This is a genomic window from Ruegeria sp. YTSA072, from assembly GCF_059610285.1.
Map to the genome: position 1 here is coordinate 220,711 of NZ_JBXWNI010000004.1, position 24,362 is coordinate 245,072.

27 protein-coding genes and 2 tRNA genes are annotated in these 24,362 nt (G+C 53.1%); 12 read left to right on the forward strand and 17 right to left on the reverse strand.

Translation table 11 applies throughout. From position 1 onward, the window contains the following. The first annotated feature begins 53 nt into the window (after window positions 1-53). Window positions 54-461, forward strand: a complete 408-nt coding sequence (locus AC2FIB_RS10035) for a universal stress protein (RefSeq protein ID WP_496734460.1) — start codon at window positions 54-56, stop codon at window positions 459-461. Here AC2FIB_RS10035 and AC2FIB_RS10040 read toward each other — a convergent pair. Further along, a complete protein-coding gene (locus tag AC2FIB_RS10040) occupies window positions 446-949 on the reverse strand; it encodes a HugZ family pyridoxamine 5'-phosphate oxidase (RefSeq protein ID WP_496734461.1) in 504 nt (167 codons plus the stop codon). The genes AC2FIB_RS10035 and AC2FIB_RS10040 overlap by 16 nt on opposite strands. Before the next feature lie 239 nt (window positions 950-1,188). Here AC2FIB_RS10040 and AC2FIB_RS10045 point away from each other — a divergent pair, with 239 nt between their 5' ends. From AC2FIB_RS10045 to AC2FIB_RS10055, 3 genes are all read left to right on the forward strand, one after another. Beyond that, window positions 1,189-1,494, forward strand: coding sequence for an excalibur calcium-binding domain-containing protein (locus AC2FIB_RS10045; RefSeq protein WP_496734560.1), 306 nt, complete (start codon window positions 1,189-1,191; stop codon window positions 1,492-1,494). A gap of 97 nt (window positions 1,495-1,591) precedes the next feature. Then, entirely contained in the window at window positions 1,592-1,882 is a 291-nt protein-coding gene (locus AC2FIB_RS10050; protein ID WP_058273445.1) for a hypothetical protein, read from the forward strand. Between the two features lie 50 nt (window positions 1,883-1,932). Continuing rightward, the gene (locus AC2FIB_RS10055; protein ID WP_496734463.1) at window positions 1,933-2,286 is read left to right on the forward strand and encodes an MmcQ/YjbR family DNA-binding protein; all 354 of its coding nucleotides are present in this window, start codon (window positions 1,933-1,935) and stop codon (window positions 2,284-2,286) included. On the opposite strand, the gene AC2FIB_RS10060 is transcribed toward AC2FIB_RS10055, so the two are convergent. The 4 genes from AC2FIB_RS10060 to AC2FIB_RS10075 form a co-directional block, all read right to left on the reverse strand. Further along, on the reverse strand, window positions 2,283-2,990 hold the full coding sequence (locus AC2FIB_RS10060) for an ORF6N domain-containing protein (protein ID WP_496734464.1): 708 nt from the start codon (window positions 2,988-2,990) through the stop codon (window positions 2,283-2,285). The genes AC2FIB_RS10055 and AC2FIB_RS10060 overlap by 4 nt on opposite strands. 144 nt (window positions 2,991-3,134) lie before the next feature. Further along, entirely contained in the window at window positions 3,135-3,623 is a 489-nt protein-coding gene (locus AC2FIB_RS10065) for a hypothetical protein (protein WP_496734466.1), read from the reverse strand. Further along, window positions 3,624-5,810, reverse strand: coding sequence for an excinuclease ABC subunit UvrB (gene uvrB, locus AC2FIB_RS10070; protein WP_496734468.1), 2,187 nt, complete (start codon window positions 5,808-5,810; stop codon window positions 3,624-3,626). It abuts the gene before it with no gap. Window positions 5,811-5,890: 80 nt separating this feature from the next. Further along, complete coding sequence (locus AC2FIB_RS10075) at window positions 5,891-6,370, reverse strand: SRPBCC family protein (protein WP_496841988.1); 480 nt, start codon at window positions 6,368-6,370, stop codon at window positions 5,891-5,893. Between the two features lie 154 nt (window positions 6,371-6,524). On the opposite strand from AC2FIB_RS10075, the gene AC2FIB_RS10080 reads away from it, so the two are divergent. From AC2FIB_RS10080 to AC2FIB_RS10110, 7 genes are all read left to right on the forward strand, one after another. Beyond that, the gene (locus AC2FIB_RS10080; protein WP_496841989.1) at window positions 6,525-6,836 is read left to right on the forward strand and encodes an ETC complex I subunit; all 312 of its coding nucleotides are present in this window, start codon (window positions 6,525-6,527) and stop codon (window positions 6,834-6,836) included. Further along, entirely contained in the window at window positions 6,837-7,313 is a 477-nt protein-coding gene (locus tag AC2FIB_RS10085) for a GNAT family N-acetyltransferase (RefSeq protein ID WP_496734473.1), read from the forward strand. Window positions 7,314-7,505: 192 nt separating this feature from the next. Further along, window positions 7,506-7,581, forward strand: a tRNA-Arg gene (locus tag AC2FIB_RS10090). A 190-nt stretch (window positions 7,582-7,771) separates the two neighbouring features. Then, window positions 7,772-9,202, forward strand: a complete 1,431-nt coding sequence (locus AC2FIB_RS10095; protein WP_496841990.1) for an SNIPE associated domain-containing protein — start codon at window positions 7,772-7,774, stop codon at window positions 9,200-9,202. A gap of 151 nt (window positions 9,203-9,353) precedes the next feature. Further along, the gene (locus AC2FIB_RS10100) at window positions 9,354-11,270 is read left to right on the forward strand and encodes a hypothetical protein (RefSeq protein WP_496841992.1); all 1,917 of its coding nucleotides are present in this window, start codon (window positions 9,354-9,356) and stop codon (window positions 11,268-11,270) included. Further along, window positions 11,264-11,641, forward strand: a complete 378-nt coding sequence (locus tag AC2FIB_RS10105; protein WP_496841993.1) for a hypothetical protein — start codon at window positions 11,264-11,266, stop codon at window positions 11,639-11,641. Before AC2FIB_RS10100 ends, AC2FIB_RS10105 begins: the two co-directional genes overlap by 7 nt. Window positions 11,642-11,645: 4 nt before the next feature. Continuing rightward, a complete protein-coding gene (locus tag AC2FIB_RS10110; RefSeq protein WP_496841994.1) occupies window positions 11,646-14,162 on the forward strand; it encodes an Hsp70 family protein in 2,517 nt (838 codons plus the stop codon). A gap of 316 nt (window positions 14,163-14,478) precedes the next feature. Here AC2FIB_RS10110 and AC2FIB_RS10115 read toward each other — a convergent pair whose 3' ends face one another. The 11 genes from AC2FIB_RS10115 to AC2FIB_RS10165 form a co-directional block, all read right to left on the reverse strand. Continuing rightward, a complete protein-coding gene (locus tag AC2FIB_RS10115; protein WP_496841995.1) occupies window positions 14,479-15,168 on the reverse strand; it encodes a hypothetical protein in 690 nt (229 codons plus the stop codon). 693 nt (window positions 15,169-15,861) lie between these two features. Then, window positions 15,862-16,146: a hypothetical protein gene (locus tag AC2FIB_RS10120; RefSeq protein ID WP_496734475.1), complete on the reverse strand. Its 285-nt coding sequence runs from the start codon at window positions 16,144-16,146 to the stop codon at window positions 15,862-15,864. Between the two features lie 781 nt (window positions 16,147-16,927). Further along, window positions 16,928-17,629 carry a hypothetical protein gene (locus AC2FIB_RS10125; protein ID WP_496841996.1) on the reverse strand — a complete coding sequence of 234 codons (702 nt, stop codon included), beginning with the start codon at window positions 17,627-17,629 and terminating at the stop codon, window positions 16,928-16,930. Beyond that, window positions 17,626-17,853: a hypothetical protein gene (locus AC2FIB_RS10130; protein ID WP_496734479.1), complete on the reverse strand. Its 228-nt coding sequence runs from the start codon at window positions 17,851-17,853 to the stop codon at window positions 17,626-17,628. Before AC2FIB_RS10130 ends, AC2FIB_RS10125 begins: the two co-directional genes overlap by 4 nt. Next, a complete protein-coding gene (locus tag AC2FIB_RS10135) occupies window positions 17,846-18,010 on the reverse strand; it encodes a hypothetical protein (RefSeq protein WP_496734480.1) in 165 nt (54 codons plus the stop codon). The genes AC2FIB_RS10130 and AC2FIB_RS10135 overlap by 8 nt, the downstream gene beginning before the upstream one ends. Beyond that, a complete protein-coding gene (locus AC2FIB_RS10140; RefSeq protein WP_496734482.1) occupies window positions 18,010-18,321 on the reverse strand; it encodes a hypothetical protein in 312 nt (103 codons plus the stop codon). Before AC2FIB_RS10140 ends, AC2FIB_RS10135 begins: the two co-directional genes overlap by 1 nt. A gap of 20 nt (window positions 18,322-18,341) precedes the next feature. Then, complete coding sequence (locus AC2FIB_RS10145) at window positions 18,342-18,851, reverse strand: helix-turn-helix domain-containing protein (protein WP_496734484.1); 510 nt, start codon at window positions 18,849-18,851, stop codon at window positions 18,342-18,344. A gap of 447 nt (window positions 18,852-19,298) precedes the next feature. Next, a complete protein-coding gene (locus AC2FIB_RS10150; protein WP_496734486.1) occupies window positions 19,299-20,579 on the reverse strand; it encodes a virulence-associated E family protein in 1,281 nt (426 codons plus the stop codon). After that, complete coding sequence (locus AC2FIB_RS10155) at window positions 20,567-21,529, reverse strand: toprim domain-containing protein (RefSeq protein WP_496734488.1); 963 nt, start codon at window positions 21,527-21,529, stop codon at window positions 20,567-20,569. The genes AC2FIB_RS10150 and AC2FIB_RS10155 overlap by 13 nt, the downstream gene beginning before the upstream one ends. Next, window positions 21,526-21,729, reverse strand: a complete 204-nt coding sequence (locus AC2FIB_RS10160; protein ID WP_496734490.1) for a helix-turn-helix transcriptional regulator — start codon at window positions 21,727-21,729, stop codon at window positions 21,526-21,528. Before AC2FIB_RS10160 ends, AC2FIB_RS10155 begins: the two co-directional genes overlap by 4 nt. Before the next feature lie 145 nt (window positions 21,730-21,874). Next, a complete protein-coding gene (locus AC2FIB_RS10165) occupies window positions 21,875-23,005 on the reverse strand; it encodes a tyrosine-type recombinase/integrase (protein WP_496734492.1) in 1,131 nt (376 codons plus the stop codon). 87 nt (window positions 23,006-23,092) lie between these two features. On the opposite strand from AC2FIB_RS10165, the gene AC2FIB_RS10170 reads away from it, so the two are divergent. Next, window positions 23,093-23,169, forward strand: a tRNA-Arg gene (locus tag AC2FIB_RS10170). A gap of 258 nt (window positions 23,170-23,427) precedes the next feature. On the opposite strand, the gene AC2FIB_RS10175 is transcribed toward AC2FIB_RS10170, so the two are convergent. Next, window positions 23,428-24,261, reverse strand: coding sequence for a cytochrome C (locus AC2FIB_RS10175; RefSeq protein ID WP_496734493.1), 834 nt, complete (start codon window positions 24,259-24,261; stop codon window positions 23,428-23,430). Between the last annotated feature and the right edge of the window lie 101 nt (window positions 24,262-24,362).

Sequence of the window (24,362 nt, forward strand, 5' to 3'; positions counted from 1 at the left end):
CCTAACGGCCTGAGATAGTGCAGGCTTCAGGCGTGAAAACGGAGGTGCGCGTCATGTATCACAATATTCTTGTCCCCATTTCCTTTGATGCCGAAAGGGATATCTCTGGGCCGTTGAAGCTGGCCGAAATACTGGCGACATCGGATGCGCAGGTCACGTTGCTGCACGTGGTCGAGCATATTCCGAGCTACGCCATTTCCTACATGCCACCCGAGTATCTGGTCGAAGCTCGCAAGGCGCTGCAGATGGAACTGGACGCGCTTGCAGAAAAACTGCCCAACGCCAAAGGTGTTCTGGTCGAGGGTCATTCGGGGCGGACAATTCTTGACTGGGCAGTCGAACATAAGCCTGACCTGATCATCATGGCATCTCACCGTCCGGGGATGCAGGATCTGTTGCTGGGTTCTACGACCAACCACGTCGTGCGCCATGCGGCCTGCGCCGTTCATGTGGTGCGCTGATCGGGCCAAATGTCGGTTGGGGCAAGGCGCCATGCCTTGCCAAAGCCGCCGTTCAAAACTGCATCGGAAATGGTGAACGTGACGAACCCGAAATCGGTGAAGTCCGCATAGAGCTTGGCCTTGGGGCGAAGGCTCACATACCGCGCGCGCAGCGCGGTGTGTTTCTCTGTCTCTCTGACGACGAACTGCGCGTTGGCATGCAGCGTCAACCTTGGGTGCGTCAACGGATCGCCTTTATCACCGGGTTCACCAATCAACAGGGCGCAGGCCGGATTGGTGGTCAGTGCCCGGGTGTGGTCGGCCAGGGTTGAGATCAACGTGACCGGATGCCCCTGACTATCCGTTGCTAGTGCCACGCGCGACACAGAAGGAAACGCACTATCTGGGCGCAGCACGGCCAGAGCGCCGAACGTCGCGTTTTCGATCAGGTTGCGGGCCATTTGGCAGGCTGAGTCATCAACCGGGCGGTACGGATCGGTGTTGGTCATTGGTGTCTTAGCCTTGGGGGTTCATTCGGGTGCAACATTATCCGTATTGCGACCTATGCGCGAGGGGTCGTACAGGTCTCGATTTTGCCGCAAAGCCGGTTTAAGTCTCCGATATGGTTCTCAATGATTCCGAGCAGGGCTCGAATAAGAAAAACCAAAGAGCCGCAGCGCGGCATCGGCGCGCGGATGCGCTGCGCAAACGAGCGTTGTCGCCTGTACGCATCATTTTCATGATCCTCATGTTGCCCGCCACCACCGCGGCGATTGCGGTGGGTGTCTTTTTGCGGACATCCGAATTCGAAGGTCCCGATGCCCTGTTGCATCTGGTGGCCTTGGCTGGCTGCCAGGCCGCCGAAGCCTTGGTGCCAGGGCCGTACTGGGACGGTGAGCCGGGATATCACGCGCGCAACGATACGGATGGAGATGGTGTTGCCTGCGGGGCGACGGCTCCTCAGTTCGCTACCCCCCGACCGGCTGCGGACCCTCAACCAGCTGCGACGGCGCCTCAAAGGCAGGTGGGTACGGCCAAGTTCGTCCGGCCCTGATCACCTCGACCCGAAACATTCAAATCTATGCTATAGTACACGTGACGCGCCAATTCGGCCGTCAGTGGGGGATTTCGCCCTGAAAGGGAGAAAAGTCATGTTTGCACGTATTACGCAGTTCAAAATGAAGCCTGGCATGCGGGATGCTGCCGAGGCCAAGATGAATGAATTGAAAGACCAGATTATGGGCATGGAAGGCATGCACAGCTTTACCAATGTCATGAATGAAGATGGCACTGGATTTGTCGTAGCAGTTGTCCAAAGCGAGGAAACATCAAACGCAAACGCATCCAAAGTGGCCAAGCTTTGGGGCCATTTCGCCGAATTTCTCGAAGGTCCGCCATCCCCTGCGGGGTTTGATGTGGTGGTTCACTGGGACAAGGGATAAAACCTCGCCCAACGCTTGCCAAACCACACCCAATCGCCAAAATTGGGCTGATGACCCGCGATGAATTCAACAGCTTTTGTGCCAACCTCAAAGCCACCAGCCATGTGGTGCAATGGGGCAATGCGGATGTATGGAAAGTAGGCGGCAAGGTTTTTGCGCTCTGTGGCTGGAACGACGGCAAGGATGCTTTCACTTTCAAAGCGACCGATCTGGCTTTTGAGGTGCTGGGCGGCGTACCCGGCATCCGCCCAGCGCCCTATCTGGCGTCACGGGGCATGAAATGGCTGCAGGTCTATGACGAACGCGGGATGAGCGATGCGTCGCTGCGCGAGCATGTCGTGACGTCCTACGAGTTGGTCGTGGCCAAGCTGACCAAGAAATTGCGGGCGGAATTGGGTGTTTAGCCCTTCATCGCCTGCAGCAATTCCAGCAGTTGTTTCCGATCACCATCATCCGTGTAGTCACCGGTGGCCAGACGCTCGGCAATGCGCAGGCGCAGGCGTTCCTGCTGGGTGCGCACCTCTTCGCCGGCGGTCTCAGCCAGAGTTTTCATGATCATCGCCACCGCCTGTTGCCGCTTGGTAGTGGGGTTGGCGATGTAATCGACCAAGCTCTGCTGACCGGAATCGAGGATGTTTTCGGCCAGATCGCGCAGCTGGTCCCCATTGGGCAACAGCGGGGCGGGAGTGCCTTCGGGCGGTAGGATTTCCGGTACGCTGCGCGGGGTCTCGGCCAGCGCATTTGCGCCGTCGACAAAGGCCTCGGTGATCATCCGGGTGATCTTGATGGCGCGCGAGTCCTTGAACAGGGCCGAGGCGATGGCCACGCCGTAATCCGTATAGACCCACGGATTGACCCGCCGCCCGCCACGTCCTTTGGGTTTTGAGATCACATTCTGTGATTGCAAATCGGCGACCTCGGCATCGGTCAACTGAAAGCGGTAGCCTTCGAACAAGTCCTTGTTGCGCGAGACGGCCTGATTGAAGGCGCTGACGGATTTTCCGTAGAACTGTGCCAGATCCTCGGCCAGCACCACACGGGTGCCGCGCACTCGGTGAATGGCGCTTTGGACCTCATGCGTGCTGGGCAGATTTTTAGGGTTCGTCATGGCAACCGTTTGGAATCACAATTTGTGATTTCAAACGTGGAGGAGTGCGAGCTGGGCTGCAAGGGTGGAGTGTGGGTCTTTAGGCCTCACATCGATAATTCAAACAAATGACAATAAGGTGCTGCGGGCCATGACAGCGCAAATCTAACGAGTTGGAATCGATGAATGTATATCCTTTGCAGTGAACGAACCAAGAAATGCAATGACTTCGTCTAGGAGTTTGGCACTCTCAATTCGCTGCCCCTCAATTTCAAAGAGTAGGCCATTAGAAATGTCTTTGAATAAGTTTTCATTTTCAATTGGTCCGCCTCGTCCGCGAAGCTCTTGCTTCGCAAAGGGTATCCGAATTTTGGCCAGCCTCTTCTTCAATTCTTTAATTTCTGTTTGTTTTTCTGTTGAGAAGCAATTTGCATGCTGATCCATTGTTCTTAAAACTTCGTAAACACCCAAAACCCATAGCCAAAACAAATCATAGTATTCGTACAAATCGACGTCTTGAATTTCTTCCGGCCATTTTTGACTTAACTCGGAGAGCCTTTGTCTAACTCTTCGGAGCGCATTTGCTTGCGTCAACGTATTGAATGAAAATCCTATCAGGGCATTCCGCTGAGCGAGATCACCCATAGTTGTCATTCACCTCTTCCTTCTCTTCACATTCCCACCCCGCTGCCCCGGCCTGCCAGCCGTTGACCGTCCGCGCGATTTCACCGCGTCTTCCGAGGCTTTCTCGACCGCCCATTGGCGCGCCATGGGGTCGTCGGCGATGGCCAGATCGACTGCTTCCAGGCGCTTGATCTCATCCCGGATATTGGCGGCCTCTTCGAATTCCAAATTCTCGGCGGCCTTGCGCATCTTGTCGCGCAGCCCGTCCAGATGCGCCTCGAGGTTCGCGCCGTGCATCGGTTTGTCGATGGTGGCGGTGACGCGGTTCATATCGACGTCGCCCTGATAGAGACCGGCCAGAACGTCCTCGACATTCTTTTTCACCGTCGCAGGCGTGATACCGTTCTCCTCGTTATAGGCGATCTGTCTTGCGCGGCGGCGGTTGGTTTCGTTCAGGGCGCGCTCCATACTGCCAGTGACCTTGTCGGCATACATGATCACACGGCCATCGGCGTTCCGTGCGGCGCGGCCGATGGTCTGAACCAGTGATGTCTCGGATCGCAGGAAGCCTTCCTTATCCGCGTCCAGAATGGCGACCAGCCCGCATTCGGGGATGTCGAGCCCTTCGCGCAGCAGGTTGATGCCGATCAGCACGTCAAACGCGCCCAACCGCAGGTCGCGCAGGATTTCGATGCGTTCCAGCGTGTCGATATCCGAGTGCATGTAGCGGACCCTGATGCCCTGTTCGTGCATGTATTCGGTCAAATCCTCGGCCATGCGTTTGGTCAACGTTGTGACCAGCGTGCGATAGCCATCGGCGGCGACCTTGCGCACCTCGTCCAGCAGATCGTCGACCTGCATGCCGACAGGGCGGATTTCGACCTCGGGATCCAACAGGCCTGTGGGGCGGATCACCTGTTCGGTGAAGACACCGCCTGTCTGTTCGATCTCCCATTTTGCAGGCGTGGCGGAAACGAAGACGGATTGCGGGCGCATGGCGTCCCATTCCTCGAACTTGAGGGGTCGGTTGTCCATGCAGGAGGGCAGGCGGAACCCGTGTTCGGCCAGCGTGAATTTGCGTCGATAGTCGCCCCGGTACATGCCGCCGATCTGCGGCACGCTGACATGGGATTCATCGGCAAAAACGATAGCGTTGTCGGGGATGAACTCGAAGAGCGTAGGGGGCGGCTCACCCGGTGCGCGGCCGGTCAGATAGCGCGAGTAGTTTTCGATCCCGTTGCAGACGCCAGTGGCCTCAAGCATTTCCAGATCGAAGTTGGTGCGCTGTTCCAGACGTTGGGCCTCCAGCAGCTTGCCCTCGCCGACCAGCTGGTCCAGCCGAATGCGCAGTTCTTTTTTGATGCCGATGATCGCTTGGTTCATCGTTGGCTTCGGCGTCACGTAGTGGGAATTCGCATAGACGCGCACCTGCTCCATCGACGCGGCGCGTTCGCCGGTCAGCGGGTCGAATTCGGTGATAGTCTCCAACTCCTCACCAAAGAACGAAAACTTCCACGCCCGGTCCTCAAGGTGAGCAGGCCAGATTTCCAGTGAATCGCCCCGAACCCGGAACGAACCGCGCTGAAACGCCTGATCATTGCGGCGGTATTGCTGGGCGACCAGATCGGCCATGATCTGACGCTGGTCGTATTCGTTGCCGACCTTCAGATCCTGCGTCATCGCCCCGTAAGTTTCGACCGAGCCGATACCGTAGATGCACGAGACCGAGGCCACGATGATCACGTCATCGCGTTCCAGCAGCGCGCGGGTGGCCGAGTGGCGCATCCGGTCGATCTGTTCGTTGATCTGGGATTCTTTCTCGATATAGGTGTCCGACCGCGCGACATAGGCCTCGGGCTGGTAATAGTCGTAGTAGGAGACGAAGTATTCGACCGAGTTTTCCGGGAAGAAGCCTTTGAATTCGCCATAAAGCTGGGCCGCCAGCGTCTTGTTGGGCGCAAGGATGATCGCAGGGCGTTGGGTTTCTTCGATCACTTTGGCCATAGTGAACGTCTTACCGGTCCCCGTCGCGCCCAGCAGAACCTGTTCTCTTTCGCCGTCAAAGATACCGCTGGTCAGTTCCTTGATCGCAGTTGGCTGATCACCAGCAGGCGCAAACTCGGTATGCATGACGAACTGCTTGCCGCCTTCCAGTTTCAGGCGCGCGCGAACGTCATCAGCGGTCAGCTGTGTCTTGTCGGAATGGGCATAGGGCATAGGCAGGCTCCGGGTCAGGCCCTTACATTTGTTCTTATTTTGTCCAACTGCAAGGCCTGATCCGGTTCAGAAACTCAGTTTCAGTAATAGGCATACTGTGCATCGGGGATTTGAACCGATTGCACCTTGTCGGCCAGCGCTTTCAGATTGCTCTCCAGAACCCGGCCCATCATCGCCTTCATCAGTGTTTGACCCATCAGCCAGCCCAGCGGGCCATATTTCATCTGGTAATCCATGCTCCAGACGACCCGTGAATGGCCGTTCGCAAGGGGTTGGATGGTGATGGTCGCATGCGCTTGGGTCACAGGCATCGCCTGCATCTCGGACAAGCGTACGCGATAGCCTTTGTTGACTTGCCAATCGGTCACTTCCTCGACCAGCGAGGCGCCGTTTTCAAAGTGGCAACGCCGTTTCGACCCGACGCCGTCTTGCCCAGTCGTCAGCGCATCCACCGAGGCGACTTTTGGTGCGAATTCGTCGATATGCATGAAACGGCTTAGAATGGCCCAAAGGGATTCGGGCCGGGCGTCGATTTCCAGGCTTTTTCTATGGTGGATCATGTTGGTGTCCTCTTGATGGCGTTGCACGATTTATAAAAGGCCCTGATGACAGTTTCTGACATCAGGGCGTGGCCAGCCGCGACAATTCCCATCTTGTCCCAGCCTGTACTCTGACGCATAAACAATCTCAGCCAAGTGAGGACGGAGGGGCGACATGCGCGCACGGATTTACAAGCCTGCCAGGAACGCAATGACTTCGGGGATGGCCAAGACCCGCAAGTGGGTTCTGGAATACGCGCCCGCGTCGTCGCGTGAGGTTGATCCGCTGATGGGCTGGACATCTTCCGACGATACGCAAACTCAAGTGCGCCTGAAGTTCGACACCAAAGAAGAGGCCCTGAATTATGCCAAAGACAATGGCATCGCAGTCCAGGTTAGCGAACCGCACAAACGCAAACCCAACCTGCGTTCGCGCGGCTATGGTGAGAATTTCGCCACCGATCGGCGCGCGCCCTGGACCCACTAAATGATCGAAATCCATGAGGCGGATCCGACCTCGGACGCGCTGCGCCCATTGATCGAGGCGCATTTCGCCCATGGCGAAACTGCCGGACCTGCGGAAAGCAACCATACCATGGGTGCCCAGGCTCTGGCTGCCGAGGGCATCAGGTTCTGGGCCATGTTTGAGGACGGACAGCCCGTCGGCTGCGGAGCGTTAAAGGCGTTACCCGACGGAACGGTCGAGGTGAAATCAGTTCACATCGCTTTGCAGGCGCGTGGACGCGGTCTGGCGCGTCAGATGATGAACCACCTGACAGATGAGGCCCGTATCCAAGGGGTGGCGGCTTTGGTTCTGGAAACAGGTGCAGAACATCTGCCGGAATATGCGGCCGCCCGTAAGCTGTATGAACGGCTTGGGTATTCCTATTGCGGTCCGATTTTTGGATATAAAGACGACCCGAACAGCGCCTTTATGCGCTTGGCTCTTGAACCCCGGAAGTAAAAACCGCAAGAAGGGCCCAGCGGTCCCGTAGCTCAACTGGATAGAGCACAAATAAGACCCTACCAAGTACCGTGTGTGTGTAAGCCACTTAATTTAAAAAGTTTTCAGACGGTAATCATACCGAGTTGTTACCAAGTCCTGCCGTGTTGACTTGGTTTAACAGAGTACACTAAACCTTACACGGTCAAGCGCGGGCCGTTAGCTCAGTGGATAGAGCAATCGCCTTCTAAGCGATTGGTCGGGGGTTCGAATCCTCCACGGCCCGCCACAAAAAACTTCTCGTTTACGCCTTAGCGCACCCTAGACACCAGTTTGCCTGCATTGGAGGCGGAGGCTGGTTTAGCAGTCACAATCTCATTGGTTTCGGTGCCGATCAACTCAGCCAAAACGTGCAGCAGATCTGCACCTTCTCAATCCCACCGAGAATGGTAGTGTGACTGAGATTTCAGGAGATTGATATGAATAGTGGCGTTTCGATTGCAGCAGACATTGTTCCTTGGTTGATATTGGTCTCGCCAATTTTGGTGATTGTTCTTATCATCTTGTTAATATCCAAACGGAAACAGATCCGCGCTCTCAATGAGTCCTGGCGTCGGGACCAAGAGCGGCATGAACAAGAGAAATCCGATGAAATCGCCAAGCGTGAGGTTCTGGAAGTGCGCTTCAGCGGTGTCTTGGATATCGAGAAAGAAATCGAAGGCCTGAAGGCATCTAAGGCAGATCTCGAAAAATCTACCGAGCAGGTGAAGTTAGACTACAAGGCAAAGAAGGAGATATTCGACCGCCTTAAGTCAGAACTAGCGGTTTACGATGATCGCCTCTCGTTTGCTGAATTGGGCGTCTACGAACCGCATTTCGACTTCCAGGACAGCGAGACCTACAAGGAAGCGATCAAGGAAATCCGGGCTCGGCAGAAGGCAATGGTGTCAGCTAAGACTGCGGTGACCTGCGATACAGAATGGACGCTGGAGGGAAGCAAGGCCAAAGGGCGAACGATGACTGGTCGCAATATTCGCCTCGCTCTCAGAGCGTTCAACAATGAGTGCGAAGCGGCCATCGCAAATACCAAGTGGAACAACGTCAATGCGATGGAGAAGCGGATCGGCAATGCTCGGGTCCAGATCGACAAGCTCAATGAATCGAACCGCATCATCATCGAACAGCCCTACATCGACCTGAAGCTTGAGGAACTCTGGTTAACCCATGAGTACCGGGAGCGTTTGAAAGTGGAGAAAGATGAACGTGCCGAGGCTTCCAGGTTGGCACGGGAGGAAGCAAAGCTCTTGAGGGAGGCCGCGGCTGCCCAGAAGAAAGAAGATGAATACAAGGCGCTTCTGGACAAAGCCCGCAAAGAAGCAGGTCTGGCAACCTCAGGGGAGATCGATGCAGCCAATAAGAGGGTCGCCGAACTTGAGAAACAGCTTGAAGAAGCCCATGAAAGAAATGAGCGTGCGCAGGCAATGGCTGAGAAGACCAGGTCTGGCTATGTCTACATCATCTCGAACATTGGGTCCTTTGGTGAGGATGTCATCAAGATAGGTATGACACGCAGACTGGAACCCTACGACCGGGTTAGGGAGCTTGGTGACGCAAGTGTTCCATTTCTGTTCGATACCCATGCCATGATCTATTCTGAGGATGCGCCGACCTTGGAGAAGACCCTACACACTGAGTATGAAGACCGAAGGGTCAATGCTGCGAACTTTCGCAAGGAGTTTTTCCGGGTGACCGTCGATGAGGTCGAGGAAGCCGTCAAGCGCCTGGCACCAGAAGCAGATTTCTTCAGAGATATCGAAGCCCAAGAGTTCCACGAGACCATTGCCAAGCGCAAACAAGAAGCTGAGCAAATTGAGGACGAGACAGCACTGGAGTTTCCGGATGAGATTTGAGTGCCTCGCATTAACATGAAAAACAGATGCACCTTTTGGGAGAGGCGGAGAGTTTTTTTCTAGCTATGGCAGTCTTGGCTTCCTGGTTACGTAGCCTTAGTCTGCTCAGAGCCAACGTCGGGCCCACCAAATGCAGAACTAGCAAAGAGAAATGAAAAAAGAGCAATTTAGCCTACAGGCTAGCCCATTTCACATTCTAAAGGCCAATTACCGGTCCAGCCGTGCTGACATCTCGGAACTTGTAGATGACGCTGAATTCGATGAGGTTTTTAGCTCAGAGGTAATTCACCGGGCCCAGCAGAGTTTAGTAACTCCTAAGGTAAGACTGGTTGAAGAGCTGTCTTGGTTGCCCGAACTAAGCGATGCACAAGTTGAAGAGGTGGACTCCATTCTGGCAGGCGGCGAAGTCAGCCTGATAGAGCCTGCAATTGCTCACTTTCCTGAGCTCGCCAAGGCCAACATATTGGCGCATCTGTCTGATCTACAACCCGCCAGCCAATCCCTGGTTCAAGGACTAATAGCTGTCTGGGAAGAAATCGACCCAGGGTCAATCCTCAGTTTTGTCAATCGAGCCAGGCAAGACTCTGGTTTCCCGGCTGTCGATAGTGAGCAGCTACGGTCTGCCATAAGGGAAGTAGAAATCACGCATTCAGAAGTGGCTGCCGCCAGTATCTGGAGGAATGCTAATCCGGGCGATTTGATGGAAGGGGTCGTAGAGGCAGAGTTGGCTAGAGGCCGTTCGGGCCCATTTCTAGAAAACTTGGTGCGCAGCTATGATCGTCATAGCGAGACGGATTTGGCTCGTATTGGAGCCGAAATCAGTAACCACGTCGGACAAGCAGGGAACGCGGACGGAGAGCTTTCTGAACATGTTTCTGCGATTTCCGATCTGTTAGTTGCATGGGATGCCATTAATCAGCCTGTTCAAGTATATGAGCAACATCAGGGACACGAGGAGGGGCGGTCAAAGCGCATCTACGAAAATGTGAGGGCTCTGTGCATTGATCTTGCAAACAACCATGGAAAATTTGCAGAGGCCCGGCGTTTGTCAGAAGCGTTGTTGCGCACCTTTCCTGAGCTTGAAGCGGTTGCCGAGGTCCTCAAAGAAGACGTTGCACAGCTAGAGTCTTTGGACGAACAGCAGCGCTTGAGTGAATTTCTTACGCCATTGGCAGAGGCGTGTGAGGCCGCCAAGGGTGATACGCAACTTAACAAACATCTAAAGCGAGGCGGCTTCACCATTAGCCGTAAAGGCGGAACGCTGTCGCGAGTGGTCAAAGGATTTGAACAGGCTGTGTCCAACTTGGAAGACACTTCTGTCGCCTACTTGATGGTTCGGGACGTTGCGCTGCATATCAACAACGACTGTAACGATTCGGAGACTGCTTTCCGTTTGATTGACGGCCTGATGTCTTACTCGGGTACGGCACCTTCGGGTGAAGTTCTGGAAAAGTTAAAAGTGGATCGGGCGACCCTTCACCGGAACTGGAAAATGGAGGAGTTGAACCGAAAGTCTGGCGATCTGTCGGCTATGTCTCAGATCATCGAAGAGATGCTTAGGTTTGCACAAGGGAAGGACCGCACCGAGATCCTTCAACTGAAGAGTGCAATCGACAAGAAAAGGCGCCAGAAGAAAATCAAGTGGGGCATCTACGCTGCAATTGCTGCCGTGATAGGGTTCTTCATTTTGGCCGATGAGTTCAACCGCCCGTCGAGCCGACCCAGCTACCAGCCTACATCTAACAGGACGACTTCATCCTCCCCATCGGTTTCAACAACCAAAACAAGCGCATACTCAGAAGAAAAGCCGCCGGTTGGTAGTGGGCACACTCTCAATAAATCTCAGGTAAGATACTGCACGTATCAAGGCGATAGATTGGAGTTCATAAGAGCGATGTCATTGACGAACTCACAGATAGACCGCTTTAACCAATTGATCTCAGACTATAATCGAAGATGTTCGAACTTTCGGTATCGTTCAGGGGTTTTGTCTTCTGTCCAGAGAGAGGCTGCATCGAGATCGGAAATACTGCGGGCTGATGCAAGAAGGATCGTTTCATCATGGTAGCACCTAATGAAGCTCGCGTTTCCATAGAGGTTGTCGCTCTCATGTGTGTTGAGTATTGGAAACTGGCGCAGACCTCTAGCAAGACGATTGAATTGTTGCCTGACGGCAAGGGTAGAAAACTGGCTGGTCAAGTGAAGTATTCGCAACGCCAGCTGGCTACTTTGATGGATCAGGTCGGGCTGAAGTTGGTGGAGTTCGAAGGCGAGCCCTATCACGCTGGCATCTCAGCATCCGCAGATAATGCAGAAGACTTCGACGAAGAAGCAATCCTTGTTGTTTCGAAAACGCTCGAACCGACCATCATGGAAGACATGAAAATTGTTCGCACCGGCCGCGTGCTCGTCGAACCCGAAGAAACAACAAAGGAATAGAGCCGTGTATCTTGGTATCGATCTTGGAACGTCAAACTCGGCAGTGGTTGGTTATGTAGACGGTGAACTTCGGCTCTTCAAAGCATCGGATGGTTCGGATGTTCTGCCAAGCGTTATTTACTTAGATAAGCGAGGTCATCGGTTTGTCGGGAAATCCGCTATGGATCGTGTTTTGAGTGCTCCCAAGAACGTAGCGTCTGGATTCAAGCGACTCATGGGAACTAACAGTCCGGTTAGGCTAGGTGACCAAGAGTGGACCCCCGTTGAGTGCAGTACTGAGATTATCAAATCGTTGGTGGGGCAAGCGGTTACGGAATCTGGTGTCAGTGATGTCCAAGGGTCCGTTATCACTATTCCCGCAGCATTCAACCAAATGCAGAGCGAAGCAACGATTAGCGCTGCAAGGCAAGCTGGGCTGGAGAAGGTAAGTCTCCTTCAAGAGCCAGTTGCTGCGGCGCTGGCTTCAATTGCAAACAGCAAACAGAGAGACGGGGTCTTCTTGGTTTATGACCTTGGGGGCGGCACTTTTGATTTGGCGCTTGTGCTCAGCACAGCCGGGGCAGTCAACGTTGTGGCGCATGAAGGCATCAACATGCTTGGCGGACGTGATTTTGACCGCATTATTTTCGACAGTATTGTGCGCCCCTGGCTTCTTGAGAATTTCAATTTGCCAAGGGATTTCCAGAAGGACGGCAACTACGGCCATCTGGCTACGGTATGCCGACACGCAGTTGAAAAAGCAAAGATTCAACTTTCCGCGTCACTAACTGCATCAATCTTTGCTTCCGAAGACGAGGTTAGAGCAACCGATCTGGATGGAGAGGAGATCTACATATCGATTGATATTTCGCGGGACGAAATGGTCGACCTCTTGAGGGACCGTATTGAAGACTCGATTGAACTGTGTCGGAAAATCATCTCCGAGAATGGTTACAACAACGAAGACATTTCGCGGATAGTTCCAATTGGCGGGCCTTCGAAGATGCCCATCATACGCGAGATGCTTCAGTCCCAACTCGCAATAGAGGTTGAAAGTGGTCTGGATCCTATGACCGCAGTGGCGAGGGGAGCTGCGATCTTTGCAGAAAGCCGCGAATGGGAAGGCGGGAAGTCCACTCGGAAGTCAGTACAAAACAGAGAGAAGCTTACTGGGGCGATTTCGCTTTCCCTGGATTACAAGTCCAGGGTATCGGACAAATCGGCTAAAGTCCGTATCAAGCCTGCTTCTGAGAACCTTAAAGGATACGAGGTTGAAATACTAGATGAGCAGGGCGGCTCCACCGGTAGGATTCCAATCAGTGGCCCTCTCAGCATAAGCGTCACTGTGAGGAAAATCGGTGCGAATAAGTTCAAGGTGATGGTTTATGATCCTGACGGGAGAGCTGACAACGAAGCTTCGCGTGAGATATCGATAGTCAGGTCAGAAGCGAGCGCTGCTAGTATTCCAATGACGTATACTCTAGCGGTAAAAACGCAAACGGGTATGGTGGGATATGAGCGCAATCAGCTTGTCCCAATCCTCAAAAAGGGGACGGCCCTTCCGGCGGAAGGCCAACAGAGGTTCCGGTCAGGAAAGACGTTGATAGGCGGCGAAGACGATTTTATCGCTTTCGAGTTTTACGAAATGGCCGAGGGAGTTGATAACCCGGAGCACAACTTGCACATCGGAAACTTCCGCCTGAATAGTTTGGACGAACTAGAACGGGGGCAACGAATTAACCGCGGCGACGACATCATTATTGATTGGAAAATGAGCGACAATGGCACTCTCAGCTTTTCGGTCGAACTGCCTAGTATGGGTAGTGTGATTGATGTGAACAATCTGTATCTAGCCAAGGACGGTCACATAAACTTCGACGGCCAGCAGGGTGCAGAGGTGGCCAACACTCTTCTGTCAAGGGCGGAAAGCGATCTCGACGATTTGGACGCGACGGTTGAAGGCAACGCTGATCCTAATGGCAAACTGCGAAAGCGTATTGAGCGTCAACATGAGGCGCTTTCAACCTCTGTTGATGCCGATACCCATAGATCTGTCGCGGAGGAGGCCCGCAAGATTCGCCAAGAAGTGGCGCTTCTCCGCATAGCTCCAGAAAATGAAGAGCAGGTGCTTGACAGGGAAGTAGATAACGCAGAAACGAGTTTCGATGATATTCGGGACAATGCTCAACCCGTTGACGTTGAGCGTCATGACAAATTGCTGGTGTCGGCGCGTCGTTCAATCCGGGAAGGGAACTTCGACGCTGCCCGGCGTTCACTTGATGAAATGCAAAGCATCCGCTTTAAGGTCCTTTCGGAAAGCCCCGAGTTCTTGATCGAAATCTTCAAGATGCTGGCCGAGGAAAGATCGCTCGCTATAGACTCCAACCTTCATGAGCAGCATGTGGCTCAAGGTATAGAAGCAGCCAAGGCTGGAGATATTGCCCAACTTCGGTTCGTGATTGGCAAGATGTTTGGGAACAGGGTTTCGACCGGAGGAGATGCAACCGAAATTGTCGAACTCGCGCACTTGCTTGGCGGATAGATTCCCATGAATGGCAGCATCTGGTTGAGAAGGAATGAGTAACCGAAGGCCTTCTTAGCCAGTTTATGAATACGGCCCTAAGGTATACAAATGAGCTGACTGGCTGGTAAGTCCGACAAAAAAAGGGGCTCTGCCCCTCTGCCCCGCCCTGCGGGGCATTCACCCCGGGATATTTTTTGGAACTTTGAAAGGGCTCACTGCCCACTTTGGGTTGACCAGAGAAAAATTTTGTTGCTACTTTGTTCGCGCAGTGCAGGGAGGGATCCCGATGCCTGTGAACTTTGAAAGCGGCGGGTCTGAGACCCGTCGTTTTTCGTTAGCTGCTGCCATAAGAAGCCAACACTTTACGTATCGCTTGTTCTAGGAAACCTCGCGATATTTGAACTTTTTCTCGACTCTGACTAGGCGGCTTATCAATGCTCAGAATACCATGTTCATCGAAGCTCAACATCCGTCTATTGAGAGAGGCTGGCCTCATGAAATCTTCAAGAGCATCCAATTCCTCTTCATTGAGAACCAAGTTCGTTTCTTCTGTGATGAGAGAGCTGCCATCTATGTCTTTACCGAGAAGTTCAGAAGAAAGCATCGCAGTTGGAACCGCTGGGAGTTTTTGAATATTTCGTGCTGCATCCAGCTGCTTTTTCAGGTTGCGTACTCTCGTGGACAAAAGTTGAACCTTATACCGCACCTGAGGGTCAGTGATTTCCAACATTTCTCGTTCACTTAGATCCGGTGCGGCCCTACTGAATTCGGTTCGCTTGGCTTTCACATCTATCTGTTTTACCTTCTCAACTTCCTTGTACTTGTTGAAAATCTGCCGAACCTTACTGGGTTCCATACCTCCGGTTTTTGGGTCAAGATATTTGTTAGAAAAGGTTTGGCTAGAGATACTGATTCCGGGGTAATGGGTGGTTATCCAACCAATCAGTGTTTGAAATTCCAAATCACCGTTGTTTTCCAGAATGTAAAGGCAAGCCTTGTTCACCGCAGTAAGCTTCTTCTTCATTGACTTTGGAAGGGCCCGCGCCCAAGGCCGGGATTGCGATGATTTCTGCGGTTTCGACAGGTACCGGGAGAGAAAACACTAGCTGGCTGGATGAGTTTTATTGCACCCCGATAGACGATTTGCCGGGAACCTCAGAGGAGTAGTTATTGGTTTGGGATATTGTTTGAAAAGTTTGGTTTTCGTACTGGCCAGTGCAACAGCGTCTTACGCTGAGGTCCAATGCAACTCGGTGAGTAAAGGTTCTGAGACGCTGACAGCCAAGATCATTGTTAACGGAATGGCTACACAAATCACGTACATCTGGGATGATGAACGCAGGACATTTACGTGCCCGTAACGTCCCTTCCTCGATATCCGCTGTGTTAATGGCTTGCTGACGCGAAAGGATTTGAGCAATAGCCTATGACATCGCGAAGGACGTCAACTTAAAGTGGTGCGGCATCAAGCGGGATGTTTCTTTGTGAGCTAGCGGTATCTGGTCCAGTGTTTTTCCGGCACGCTCATAAGAATGGTCGTCGAAAATTGTGCGGGAGAGTAGCTTATGAACTATTTTTTCGGGCTCATAGACCAACCTAAAGCTTTTCGAAATACGTTGCCAATTGTGACTTGGCCTGCATATTCCAACACAGGCCAAGTCTATCAGTTGTGTAAGGTTTTGTTCCGTCTATCGCCACAAATAGTTATTCGAAGCGCTCATTTGTTTGCGTTGCTGGGGCCGATGCCTTTGCCACCGGGCTGCTCAAACTTATCACCTCGCTGACCATCCATAGTAGAAGCACGGGGTCCCGGCCGATTATTGCCGCTGTTGCCGGTAATTCCGTCCCAAGGGCTATTCCCTACTTCCTTACCGTTTCCCGGGTTGCCGCGCTGAGGTTCACAGCCATCAAGGCAACCTCCCCCACCGCCTTCGGCGAAACTTGCAGTACCAATAAATGCAACTGAGATTGCACTGAGCAATGTGATCTTAGTCTTATTCATTCTTTTAATCTCCACTAATTAACAAACTCAACAAGTGCCCTGAAATAGGGCCGTTGCAACACAATCTTGCCTTAAAATCGCCAGAAAATCAAATTTCTCCGAAAGACAGCTTGCCGACAAAACTAAGTATTGATTCTCCAAACGCTTTTTCTGTTGTAAGGGGCCATCTTCAATATCGGGTAAGGGATGAGCATTGTTACCTCCTGTCAGGACTGCCAGTAGACCTCACTGACGGGGGTCCCGTTTTCACGAATGTGCTAATTGCAGCGATCACAGCGCCGATGCCCTACATGTTGTGACATGAAAACCTTGCTGCACATAAAACAGGTGCGCTTTGCTTTTTGTACAGGCCTCTTGAGGGTCTGGCACTTTGCCAGACCGAATAGCAATTATGGTTTGCCGAGCTATCAGTGTGGGAGGTGCCAACTTCAAATCCCTTCGGTGATGCAGCGCGACCACAGGTCAAGCACATAGTGACGGAGTGAAAGACACGGGCCAACCTAGATGGCTCTGTTTGAGCAAATCCATGCCGCCACCGTAGCAAGTTTTCGCTACGTAAATATGGGCCGTCTATTCAGCGCGAGATGTTTGGTCTATGCGAGCGAAACCATTCTGATGGGGTCAAAATGAAACTTAGCGCACTTGAAATTTGCTGCATACTATTTGCCAGCATAGTGGCCGGGGCCGGTTTTGCGGTAGCCGCAAGTGTACTGATTTCGGCAATCTGAAGTATCCGCAAGCTTTCGCCTCCTCGACGGCCTAACACTGTCAGGCTGTTAAATTAGGCCGCAGTTTTCTTGGATCGCTTCTTTTTCTGATCGACGTACTTTTGCAAACCGTCCTTGTACGCTTGGCTGTCTCTCGGCTGCTGATGCCAGAGGGTGTTGGTTTCGAGATGCGTGTGAATTTTCAGCCCGTATGCATTACCCAGCTTGCCGCGATAGAATTCGATGATCTTCTCAGCAGTGTTCACGTTCCTGAAGGATGATCCGCCGTGGTAGTTTTCACCTTTGAGCGCGAGATCGAAGAGATCATTCAACGCTTGATCAAATGGTGATTGAGCGTGTGCGACAGGCTGTCGATCAAGACGCGCCCAATACTGTCGCGCGGCATCAGCCAACAGTTCATGATATTCGAGGGCCATCTTTGACAAGTCGGACATGATGCTCAGGACAACCTCTTGCGCAACCCGGTATTCACACTCACAGGTGGCAGCATAGGCATCACGTGCGGCTTGCTGAGCGGCTGCGTGGGCCTCAATAGCCTTGTCTCGCATGTCCCGTAACACCAACACCTTGGACAGCTCTGCAGCCCGGAGCGGTACGGCCCCGTCAACGTCCTTCAGATCAACGCTGGTGACTTTGGAACCTTCCTCGGCGGTTGTCAGCTTGGCCTCAATCTCGCCAATCGCCAATTCTGTATCAGCAACGGACTGAACAGCCTTGTCACGCACTGCGACCAGTTTCTGATATTCGCTGCTCATTTGGATAGGTCTCCTCTGCCAACCGTATTTTTCTGACGCGATCCGGCTGCGGGTGCATGACCAAAGGTTCGACTGAAGTAGGTGGCAACAATCTCACGGGCCAGCTTTGAATGCTCAGAGCCATTCATTGAGCGGTAATCATCAGAGTTCATGATCGTTTCGATATCTAATGCCTGCGGATCACCGCTAGCTACCAGATCGGTGAATTTCGGTCCTTCACTCACTTTTCAATCCTCGCGTATCTGGGCTGCGCAGCGGAACGTGCGGCCCCGGTTGTGGTTTTACTTTCATCTCCGGTTCGATCACCTGTCCGCGCTTTGGTGAGAAGATGCGATCACTCAGAATGGACACATCCGGACGCTTAAGAGGCTGCTTGCGCATCACTCCCGTCCTTTTAGCTTCAGTTTCTTGGTATGCCGTTTGGCGTTGACGATCTTTTTCCGGTCTTCCCCCGCCGCAGGCTGTCTTGTGTCTGTAGCTCGACAGCCGCCATGGTCCTCAGTATCGCGGGCGACACGCTTAGGCGGGGGAGACGGATCGAAGCGATGGGTACGCTCCAATCTGGGTGAGACCGGCTTAGGGTCAGGTTCAGATGATGCTCCATCTTGAATGGTCTTGACCCGCATCTGGTGGATCAACTCCTCGTTAAACGAACGATCCGACCGCTTGCCAGCAACAACAGGTTTGCCCATCCCTCTGTTCCACGGATGCATTACGCGGCCTCCGGTGGTTCTGGGTCGCGCATTCTCTGCTTCAACTGTTCATTCTCACGGCGCAGGCGTTCCAGCTCACTCTCTTCGCTCGCCCAATCAGGGATGTGCGTCGTGCTGCTGTCGATAAACACCATGCCGCCCGGATCACGCTCACCATCCGTATTGAGGTTGATACTGATAGAGGGGCGATACCCTTGATCCGGTGGCGGCTCAGCAACGCCAGACCCGTTCATCAGAACGTCGATCAACTTAACCTTCGCCATCAATCCAGTGCGCGGATTACGCGCCTGTTCAACAGCACTCTGTACCAACTCAGGCAAGGCACCCTGCATTTGTGCCCGTACAAGATCAGCATGTGTCTGCTTGACCTCCGGTAACGACAACCATCGGTACACAGTCGCCAAACTCACGCCCAGCTTCTTCGCAATCTCCTTCGCAGGCACATCACAGAAGAACAACATGACCGCCCTTTCGTGGCGCTCGTCTTTCAAAAGAGGCAGCTTATCCATGAGAAAATCATAAGAATTGCCTTATGTAAAAGCAATGAAATGGGAAGCTATTCTCAAAAATAATCGAATAGTAAGCGCCAGTGATGCATTGATGTTTTATATCAAGGGAGTTGATGGGTATTTGGACCCCTCTGACCAGACCCCATACGGGGTTACTGATTTACTCTCTGGCACTGCCAGTTCAAAGGCGAAAATTGGTTAAGTCAGGGGGTAGACAGCGAGTAGACAGAGTAGACAGCGAAGGCGGTTTTTGGGGTGAAAAAGTAGACAGTAGACAGAGTAGATAACATTGCATGGAGTTTTCTCAAATTGGTATAACCCATTGATATATATAGGGGGGGGTAGGTAGGGGGTGTGTAGGTGAGTAAAAATGGCCGTACATAGGAAAAGATGTCTACCGTGTCTACTCTCTACCCGATTGGGGTAGGTGGGGCCGTGGCCCCGACCTCATTTTTTGACGTATCTTGCGCGCCCCTTATTGGGTTCGCTGGTGAATTGTCCGTCCCGTTCCCAACCAAGTTGGTTGAGGCAGTCAGTGACGCGGTTCACGGATTTCCGATCCATCTTGTCGGTTGTGAAGTGAAGAACAGTATTCAGGATTTCAGAGGGGGCGACCTCTGACTTTCCATGCAGTTCTTCCGTGATCTTTTCCAACCAAGGATCAACTTCCATTCGTTCGGCCTGCACTTTCTCAGCGACTGCAACCATGTGTTTGGGCAACCACCACTGCTCTCCGTTCTTATACGCATGAACGGCCTCGGCCCAAAGCTTGTCTCGAACCTCAATCAGTCCGTCCTCGTCCAGTGATCCGACGCATTTCAGCGGTAAGTATCGTCGGTTTCCTGTCGGGTCTTTGAGGTAGTTGTCCTTGTTTGTGGTTCCTATGAATATGCAGGTTCGCGGTTCCTTTTTGTAACCCGGCTTAAAGGGTCGCCGGTAATCTTCGATCTTGCGGGTCATGAACGCCTTGATCCGTTCGTTCTCAGCCTTTCTGAGTGCGTCCAGTTCGGCGAACTCCACGATCAGGTGTCCCGGCAGGTATTGCGATGCCTCCTTTGGATTACCGGACAACGGGGGCAACTGATCCCCAAACCATTCTTTGTATGGGCAAAGGGCTTCGATCATCGTGGATTTCTTCAATCCCTGCTTGCCCTCAAGAACGGCCATCGTGTCCACCTTGCATCCGGGGTCAAGCACCCGTGCGACTGCTGATACAAGAATAGAGCGCCCGACCAGTCTGACGTATTCATCAGGCTCAACGCCCAAGTAGTCCGCTGTCCAAGTGTCCAGTCTGGCGGCTCCATCCCATTCGAGGCTGTTCATCCAGTCTCGCGCTGGATTAGTGACGAACCTTTCTGCATAGGCGACCATTACATCCCGCACGATTTCTTTGCTGGCCTTTTTGAAGCCGTTTCGGTTGAACCAGACGGTTCCAGCTACAATGTCACGGGCCTCCATATCTCTTGGGAATTCGGATTTGGGGTGCCTACTGCCAAGGATCGGCCTGCGCAGTTCGACCTCCCTTCGGAATTCGTTGTAATACAGCACACCCTCCCAATCTTCATGCAGTTCCAGCATCAGCATTGCGTTTGCTGTATTCCAGATAGGCTCACCACTTGGCCCCAAGATTACGTCTGTGCTGTCGATACCCAATCTTGGACTTATGTTGCCCCGCTTATCGAAAACTTCGATACTGGTATCAGCGGGCTTTTTGCTTACTTGGTCCATTCTGCCCGTCCTTTGATCGGCTCCCAGCCAGATTGCAGAGCGTCGTTCCAATCCATTGATTGGGGCGGCGTCATCACTTTCACCTGTGCGTGTTGATACCTGCGCCGGACTGATTTCAGAGCCTGTTCTCCGGCATCGCCGTGGTCGTGTGCGATATAGAGTGTGTGGCAGTCAGCGTGATTGAAGGTTTGCAATCCCATCGCAGTACCGCCCGCCCAGACATCGAACGGATGACCAAGGTGTTCGCTGAGATATACGGCGGCTGACATTGCGTTTTCGCAGCCTTCGGCAACCAGAGCGACCCCGGACCTTGATCCATCGTACCCAAGCTGGATGGCAGAGCCTGCGGCGCGTGCGCCCTTGGCATAGCCCTTCCAGTTGTTGGCCGGGTTCCACTTGTGCAGGGTGCTTCGGTACAGTCTTTCGCTTTTGGGATTATAGCCCCACCCAACTGAGACAACGCACTTCCACCGTGATGACCACCGGGTAGATGGAAACCAGTTGATGAAGTCGGGGAATATTTCGAGGCTCACCCGCCCATCCTTGTCGATAGTCACGGGTATTCCTCGGCGCTCCCACCGTTCTACGTGCGACATGCGCAGCGGAATGGAGTTGAACCAAGTTGAGTGTATGAACGGCGGCCAAACGGGCTTACGTTCGGTGATCTTCTTTTGAACAGGCAATTCAACCGGCTTGCCGCCTGCCCATTTAACAATGTCAGGGATTACATCGCCAATGCGCTTACCCTGAGCGTGCGCCCAGAGGGTAATCATGTCGCCGGAAACCCCAGCCTCAAAGTCGCAGAAGGTGCCATCACGGGACACTGACACCGACCCTTTGCGGCCCCACCTTTGATACTTGCTGTCTCGCGTCTTCGGCTCTCCCAGCAGCATCTCAGCGATCTCAAAGGCGTTGGCTGTCAGCTTGTTTCTGATCTCGTCGGTAATCACGCTGCGTCCTCCGTGTGTACGGTTGGACGGGATGCAAGCCACGTATCCCAATCTTCGCGCCACAGCCCTGAGCATCGTTCGTGCATCTTGACCAGCGGCGGGAAGTCATAGGTTTGGTTGCGGCTGTAGCGGTAGATTGTTGAGCGGGACAAACCGCTTTCACTGACCATCTTCGCGATGGGTACGAATTCACGGGGCATAGGAAAGCCCTCCACATTATAGAGTGAAGGCCCTTCCATTCCCGCTGGGCGTTATGCGTCGTGGGTTATCACACTGGCCACGGCAGTAACGCAGGAGTGTCGCCTGCGTTCGGCGCATGGGTCCGCCGCCCATGCTCAGCAAACCTCAAGCGCGCAACCGCGCCTGTTCTCCTGCCAATGCGGATTGAATGTGCTTATCCCATTGGAAAAGCGCGTCTCGCATTTCAGGAATGAAATCGTGTCGCAAATAGACGGGCGTTGCGCCATCTGAATTCTTGTGGCCCAGAACCGCGCGGATCGTTTCGCGATCTACGCCGAGCCTTTGCAGCCCTGTACCGCAAGTTCTGCGCAGGTCGTGGATGCGCCAATCGCTGGTTTCGCTGTCTCGCAGTACGCGCGTGAGAAGCTGGCTAAATCCAGAGTATGGGCGTGTACCCATCGTACTGAATATGAAGTCACCAGCGACGGGCTGAGCGTTCAGAATAGCGAAGGCAGAAGGGGAAAGAGGGATTGTTCGATCATCGCCGTTCTTCGTATCGACAAACGTGATCAGCTTGTTGTCTAGGTCCACATCATCCCACTTGAGATTAGCAATCTCGCCGCGTCTGGCTCCGGTGAGCAGCAGCATTTGAATGATGGCATCGCCGGGGGTGTTGCCCATTGAGGTCCAGAGGGATGCAACCTCAGCGTCAGACAGAACTCTATCTCTTGTACGGGCAGTGACAGTCGGCTTTTCGATCAGGTCCATTGGGTTAGCGACAATCCAGCCCTTCTTGCGCATACACCAGATGAAGAACTTGTTCATGTATGCGTAGGCGCGTTGCGCTTCGACGCTTGCACCACGGTCTTCGATCCGTGCCAGTACAGAACGGACATGTGCTGCTGTGACATCCGTAATCTGCATGCTGCCGAACTGTGCGGACAGCTCGTTACGCAGGACACGGGCGGGATTGCGTCCAGACTTGAGCCGGTTGCAGTGTTCTTCGACGTGCAGCTCTACCGCTGTTGCCACGGTCTGTCCGGTTGGCGCTTTGACGTTGGGATCAATGCCATCGCGTAGATCGGCGCGTAGTTTAATGACCCGCTGTCTGGCTTCACGCAGGCTGATTGCGGGAAACTCAGCGAAGGTATGCGCTTTGCGTTGCTTGCCCATAGCGTATTGAAAGAACCAAGTGCGGCGTCCTGTTTTGGAGACGCGCAGCCATAGTCCACCGCCATCACCATAGGTTCCCGGCGCTGCGGACTTAACAAGTGTTGGGCTTAGTTTACCTACCATTGCTCTACATAATAGTTGCTACAGACTGACACATCGTAACCCGCATAAGGGATGCAATCAACTGGAAAACAAGGGGTATCGGCACTGGGTGGAATGGAGTGGGATATATATTGTGCTGACTTCTAATCAGCAGGTTGAGGGTTCGAGTCCTTCCGGGATCGCCAATTTTTTCAATCACTTACGTTGCAAATCTTTCTCTTGGCTTGCCCCAAGGTAAGCGTGAAGCCACGCCTTTTCTTTTTTTTGCCCTGTCGTTGCGCAAAAGCGGTCCAAAAAACGACGTTGAACAAAACCACTCGGTGGACTGTTTTGAGCCAAAAGTTACACAAAGGCACAAAGGTATATCTCGCTCAGAGGCCCCAGACGCCAAACACATTGCTGTACTACGATGTGCCACGCCTTGCGCCCTCTCGTGCGAAAAATTAGGGATCGGGTAAAGGCGGGATGGTGTGTAGATACATCACAATGGCCTCAAGATCTTCGGGCGACATCGTTGCATAGTAGGCGTAACCCATCGGCGGTTGCATTTGTGTTCCGTCTGGGCGTTTACCCGAAACGATCATGGTTTTCAGCTCTTCATCCGTATATCCGACCAGCCCATCTTCGTGGCTCGTGATATTGGGAGCAACGGATACCCCCCACGGTCCATGGAACTCGAACCCTCCTGCACCAAGATGAGTTTCGAACATAGGACCCTTGGGTCCGAATGTCGTATGGCATTCCGTGCAATGCGCGACTGGCCCTGCGAGATATGCGCCATATTCGACAGTTGCGCCTTGCGGTGGCGCTGAAACAGTATCAATCGGCGGACCGTAGTCCGGAGGAAGTGGAAAGCCATACGTTGAACCGGGCGTCTCATTGCCACTCGCAGGCATTGTTCTGAGAAACATAACCATCGACATGACGTCGTCATCACTCAGACCGCGATATAAGCCGATCGGCATAGGCGGTCCTATGACCGTACCATCCGGACGAATACCTTCGCGTATCGCTCGAGCAAGCTCTTCGTCACTCCAATCCGCAACCCGGCTACCGGGTGTTATGTTGACAGCCCAGGCCTCCATCATTTCGTTCTTTTCAACCATCATACCGCCCAGCTCGTTGGACATATCAGGCCCATTTGGTCCTTGTGGTGTATGGCAATTTCCGCACGCCGCAGGACCACGGACGAGGTATTCACCACGTTCCAAACTCGGTTCGGCCATCGCCGCAAACGGAAAAGAAATAGCTGAAATAGCTATGATTAGTTTTTGCATAATTTGTCCCCCCAACGTTGGGTGTGAACCGGTCAACAATAAAATACTCGTTTAAAGTCCCAACAATTTGAGATCATACATTACTTTGAGAAAATCCAAAA

Coding starts and splice junctions, on each gene's coding strand:
- AC2FIB_RS10035 (WP_496734460.1), top strand. CDS start 54: ATGTATCACAATATTCTTGTCCCCATTTCCTTTGATGCCGAAAGGGAT.
- AC2FIB_RS10175 (WP_496734493.1), bottom strand. CDS start 24,261: ATGCAAAAACTAATCATAGCTATTTCAGCTATTTCTTTTCCGTTTGCG.
- AC2FIB_RS10080 (WP_496841989.1), top strand. CDS start 6,525: ATGCGCGCACGGATTTACAAGCCTGCCAGGAACGCAATGACTTCGGGG.
- AC2FIB_RS10145 (WP_496734484.1), bottom strand. CDS start 18,851: ATGGATAAGCTGCCTCTTTTGAAAGACGAGCGCCACGAAAGGGCGGTC.
- AC2FIB_RS10095 (WP_496841990.1), top strand. CDS start 7,772: ATGAATAGTGGCGTTTCGATTGCAGCAGACATTGTTCCTTGGTTGATA.
- AC2FIB_RS10115 (WP_496841995.1), bottom strand. CDS start 15,168: ATGAAGAAGAAGCTTACTGCGGTGAACAAGGCTTGCCTTTACATTCTG.
- AC2FIB_RS10150 (WP_496734486.1), bottom strand. CDS start 20,579: ATGGACCAAGTAAGCAAAAAGCCCGCTGATACCAGTATCGAAGTTTTC.
- AC2FIB_RS10160 (WP_496734490.1), bottom strand. CDS start 21,729: ATGCCCCGTGAATTCGTACCCATCGCGAAGATGGTCAGTGAAAGCGGT.
- AC2FIB_RS10040 (WP_496734461.1), bottom strand. CDS start 949: ATGACCAACACCGATCCGTACCGCCCGGTTGATGACTCAGCCTGCCAA.
- AC2FIB_RS10120 (WP_496734475.1), bottom strand. CDS start 16,146: ATGAATAAGACTAAGATCACATTGCTCAGTGCAATCTCAGTTGCATTT.
- AC2FIB_RS10100 (WP_496841992.1), top strand. CDS start 9,354: ATGAAAAAAGAGCAATTTAGCCTACAGGCTAGCCCATTTCACATTCTA.
- uvrB (WP_496734468.1), bottom strand. CDS start 5,810: ATGCCCTATGCCCATTCCGACAAGACACAGCTGACCGCTGATGACGTT.
- AC2FIB_RS10125 (WP_496841996.1), bottom strand. CDS start 17,629: ATGAGCAGCGAATATCAGAAACTGGTCGCAGTGCGTGACAAGGCTGTT.
- AC2FIB_RS10105 (WP_496841993.1), top strand. CDS start 11,264: ATGGTAGCACCTAATGAAGCTCGCGTTTCCATAGAGGTTGTCGCTCTC.
- AC2FIB_RS10085 (WP_496734473.1), top strand. CDS start 6,837: ATGATCGAAATCCATGAGGCGGATCCGACCTCGGACGCGCTGCGCCCA.
- AC2FIB_RS10135 (WP_496734480.1), bottom strand. CDS start 18,010: ATGCGCAAGCAGCCTCTTAAGCGTCCGGATGTGTCCATTCTGAGTGAT.
- AC2FIB_RS10060 (WP_496734464.1), bottom strand. CDS start 2,990: ATGACGAACCCTAAAAATCTGCCCAGCACGCATGAGGTCCAAAGCGCC.
- AC2FIB_RS10140 (WP_496734482.1), bottom strand. CDS start 18,321: ATGGGCAAACCTGTTGTTGCTGGCAAGCGGTCGGATCGTTCGTTTAAC.
- AC2FIB_RS10065 (WP_496734466.1), bottom strand. CDS start 3,623: ATGACAACTATGGGTGATCTCGCTCAGCGGAATGCCCTGATAGGATTT.
- AC2FIB_RS10055 (WP_496734463.1), top strand. CDS start 1,933: ATGACCCGCGATGAATTCAACAGCTTTTGTGCCAACCTCAAAGCCACC.
- AC2FIB_RS10050 (WP_058273445.1), top strand. CDS start 1,592: ATGTTTGCACGTATTACGCAGTTCAAAATGAAGCCTGGCATGCGGGAT.
- AC2FIB_RS10165 (WP_496734492.1), bottom strand. CDS start 23,005: ATGGTAGGTAAACTAAGCCCAACACTTGTTAAGTCCGCAGCGCCGGGA.
- AC2FIB_RS10045 (WP_496734560.1), top strand. CDS start 1,189: ATGTTGCCCGCCACCACCGCGGCGATTGCGGTGGGTGTCTTTTTGCGG.
- AC2FIB_RS10075 (WP_496841988.1), bottom strand. CDS start 6,370: ATGATCCACCATAGAAAAAGCCTGGAAATCGACGCCCGGCCCGAATCC.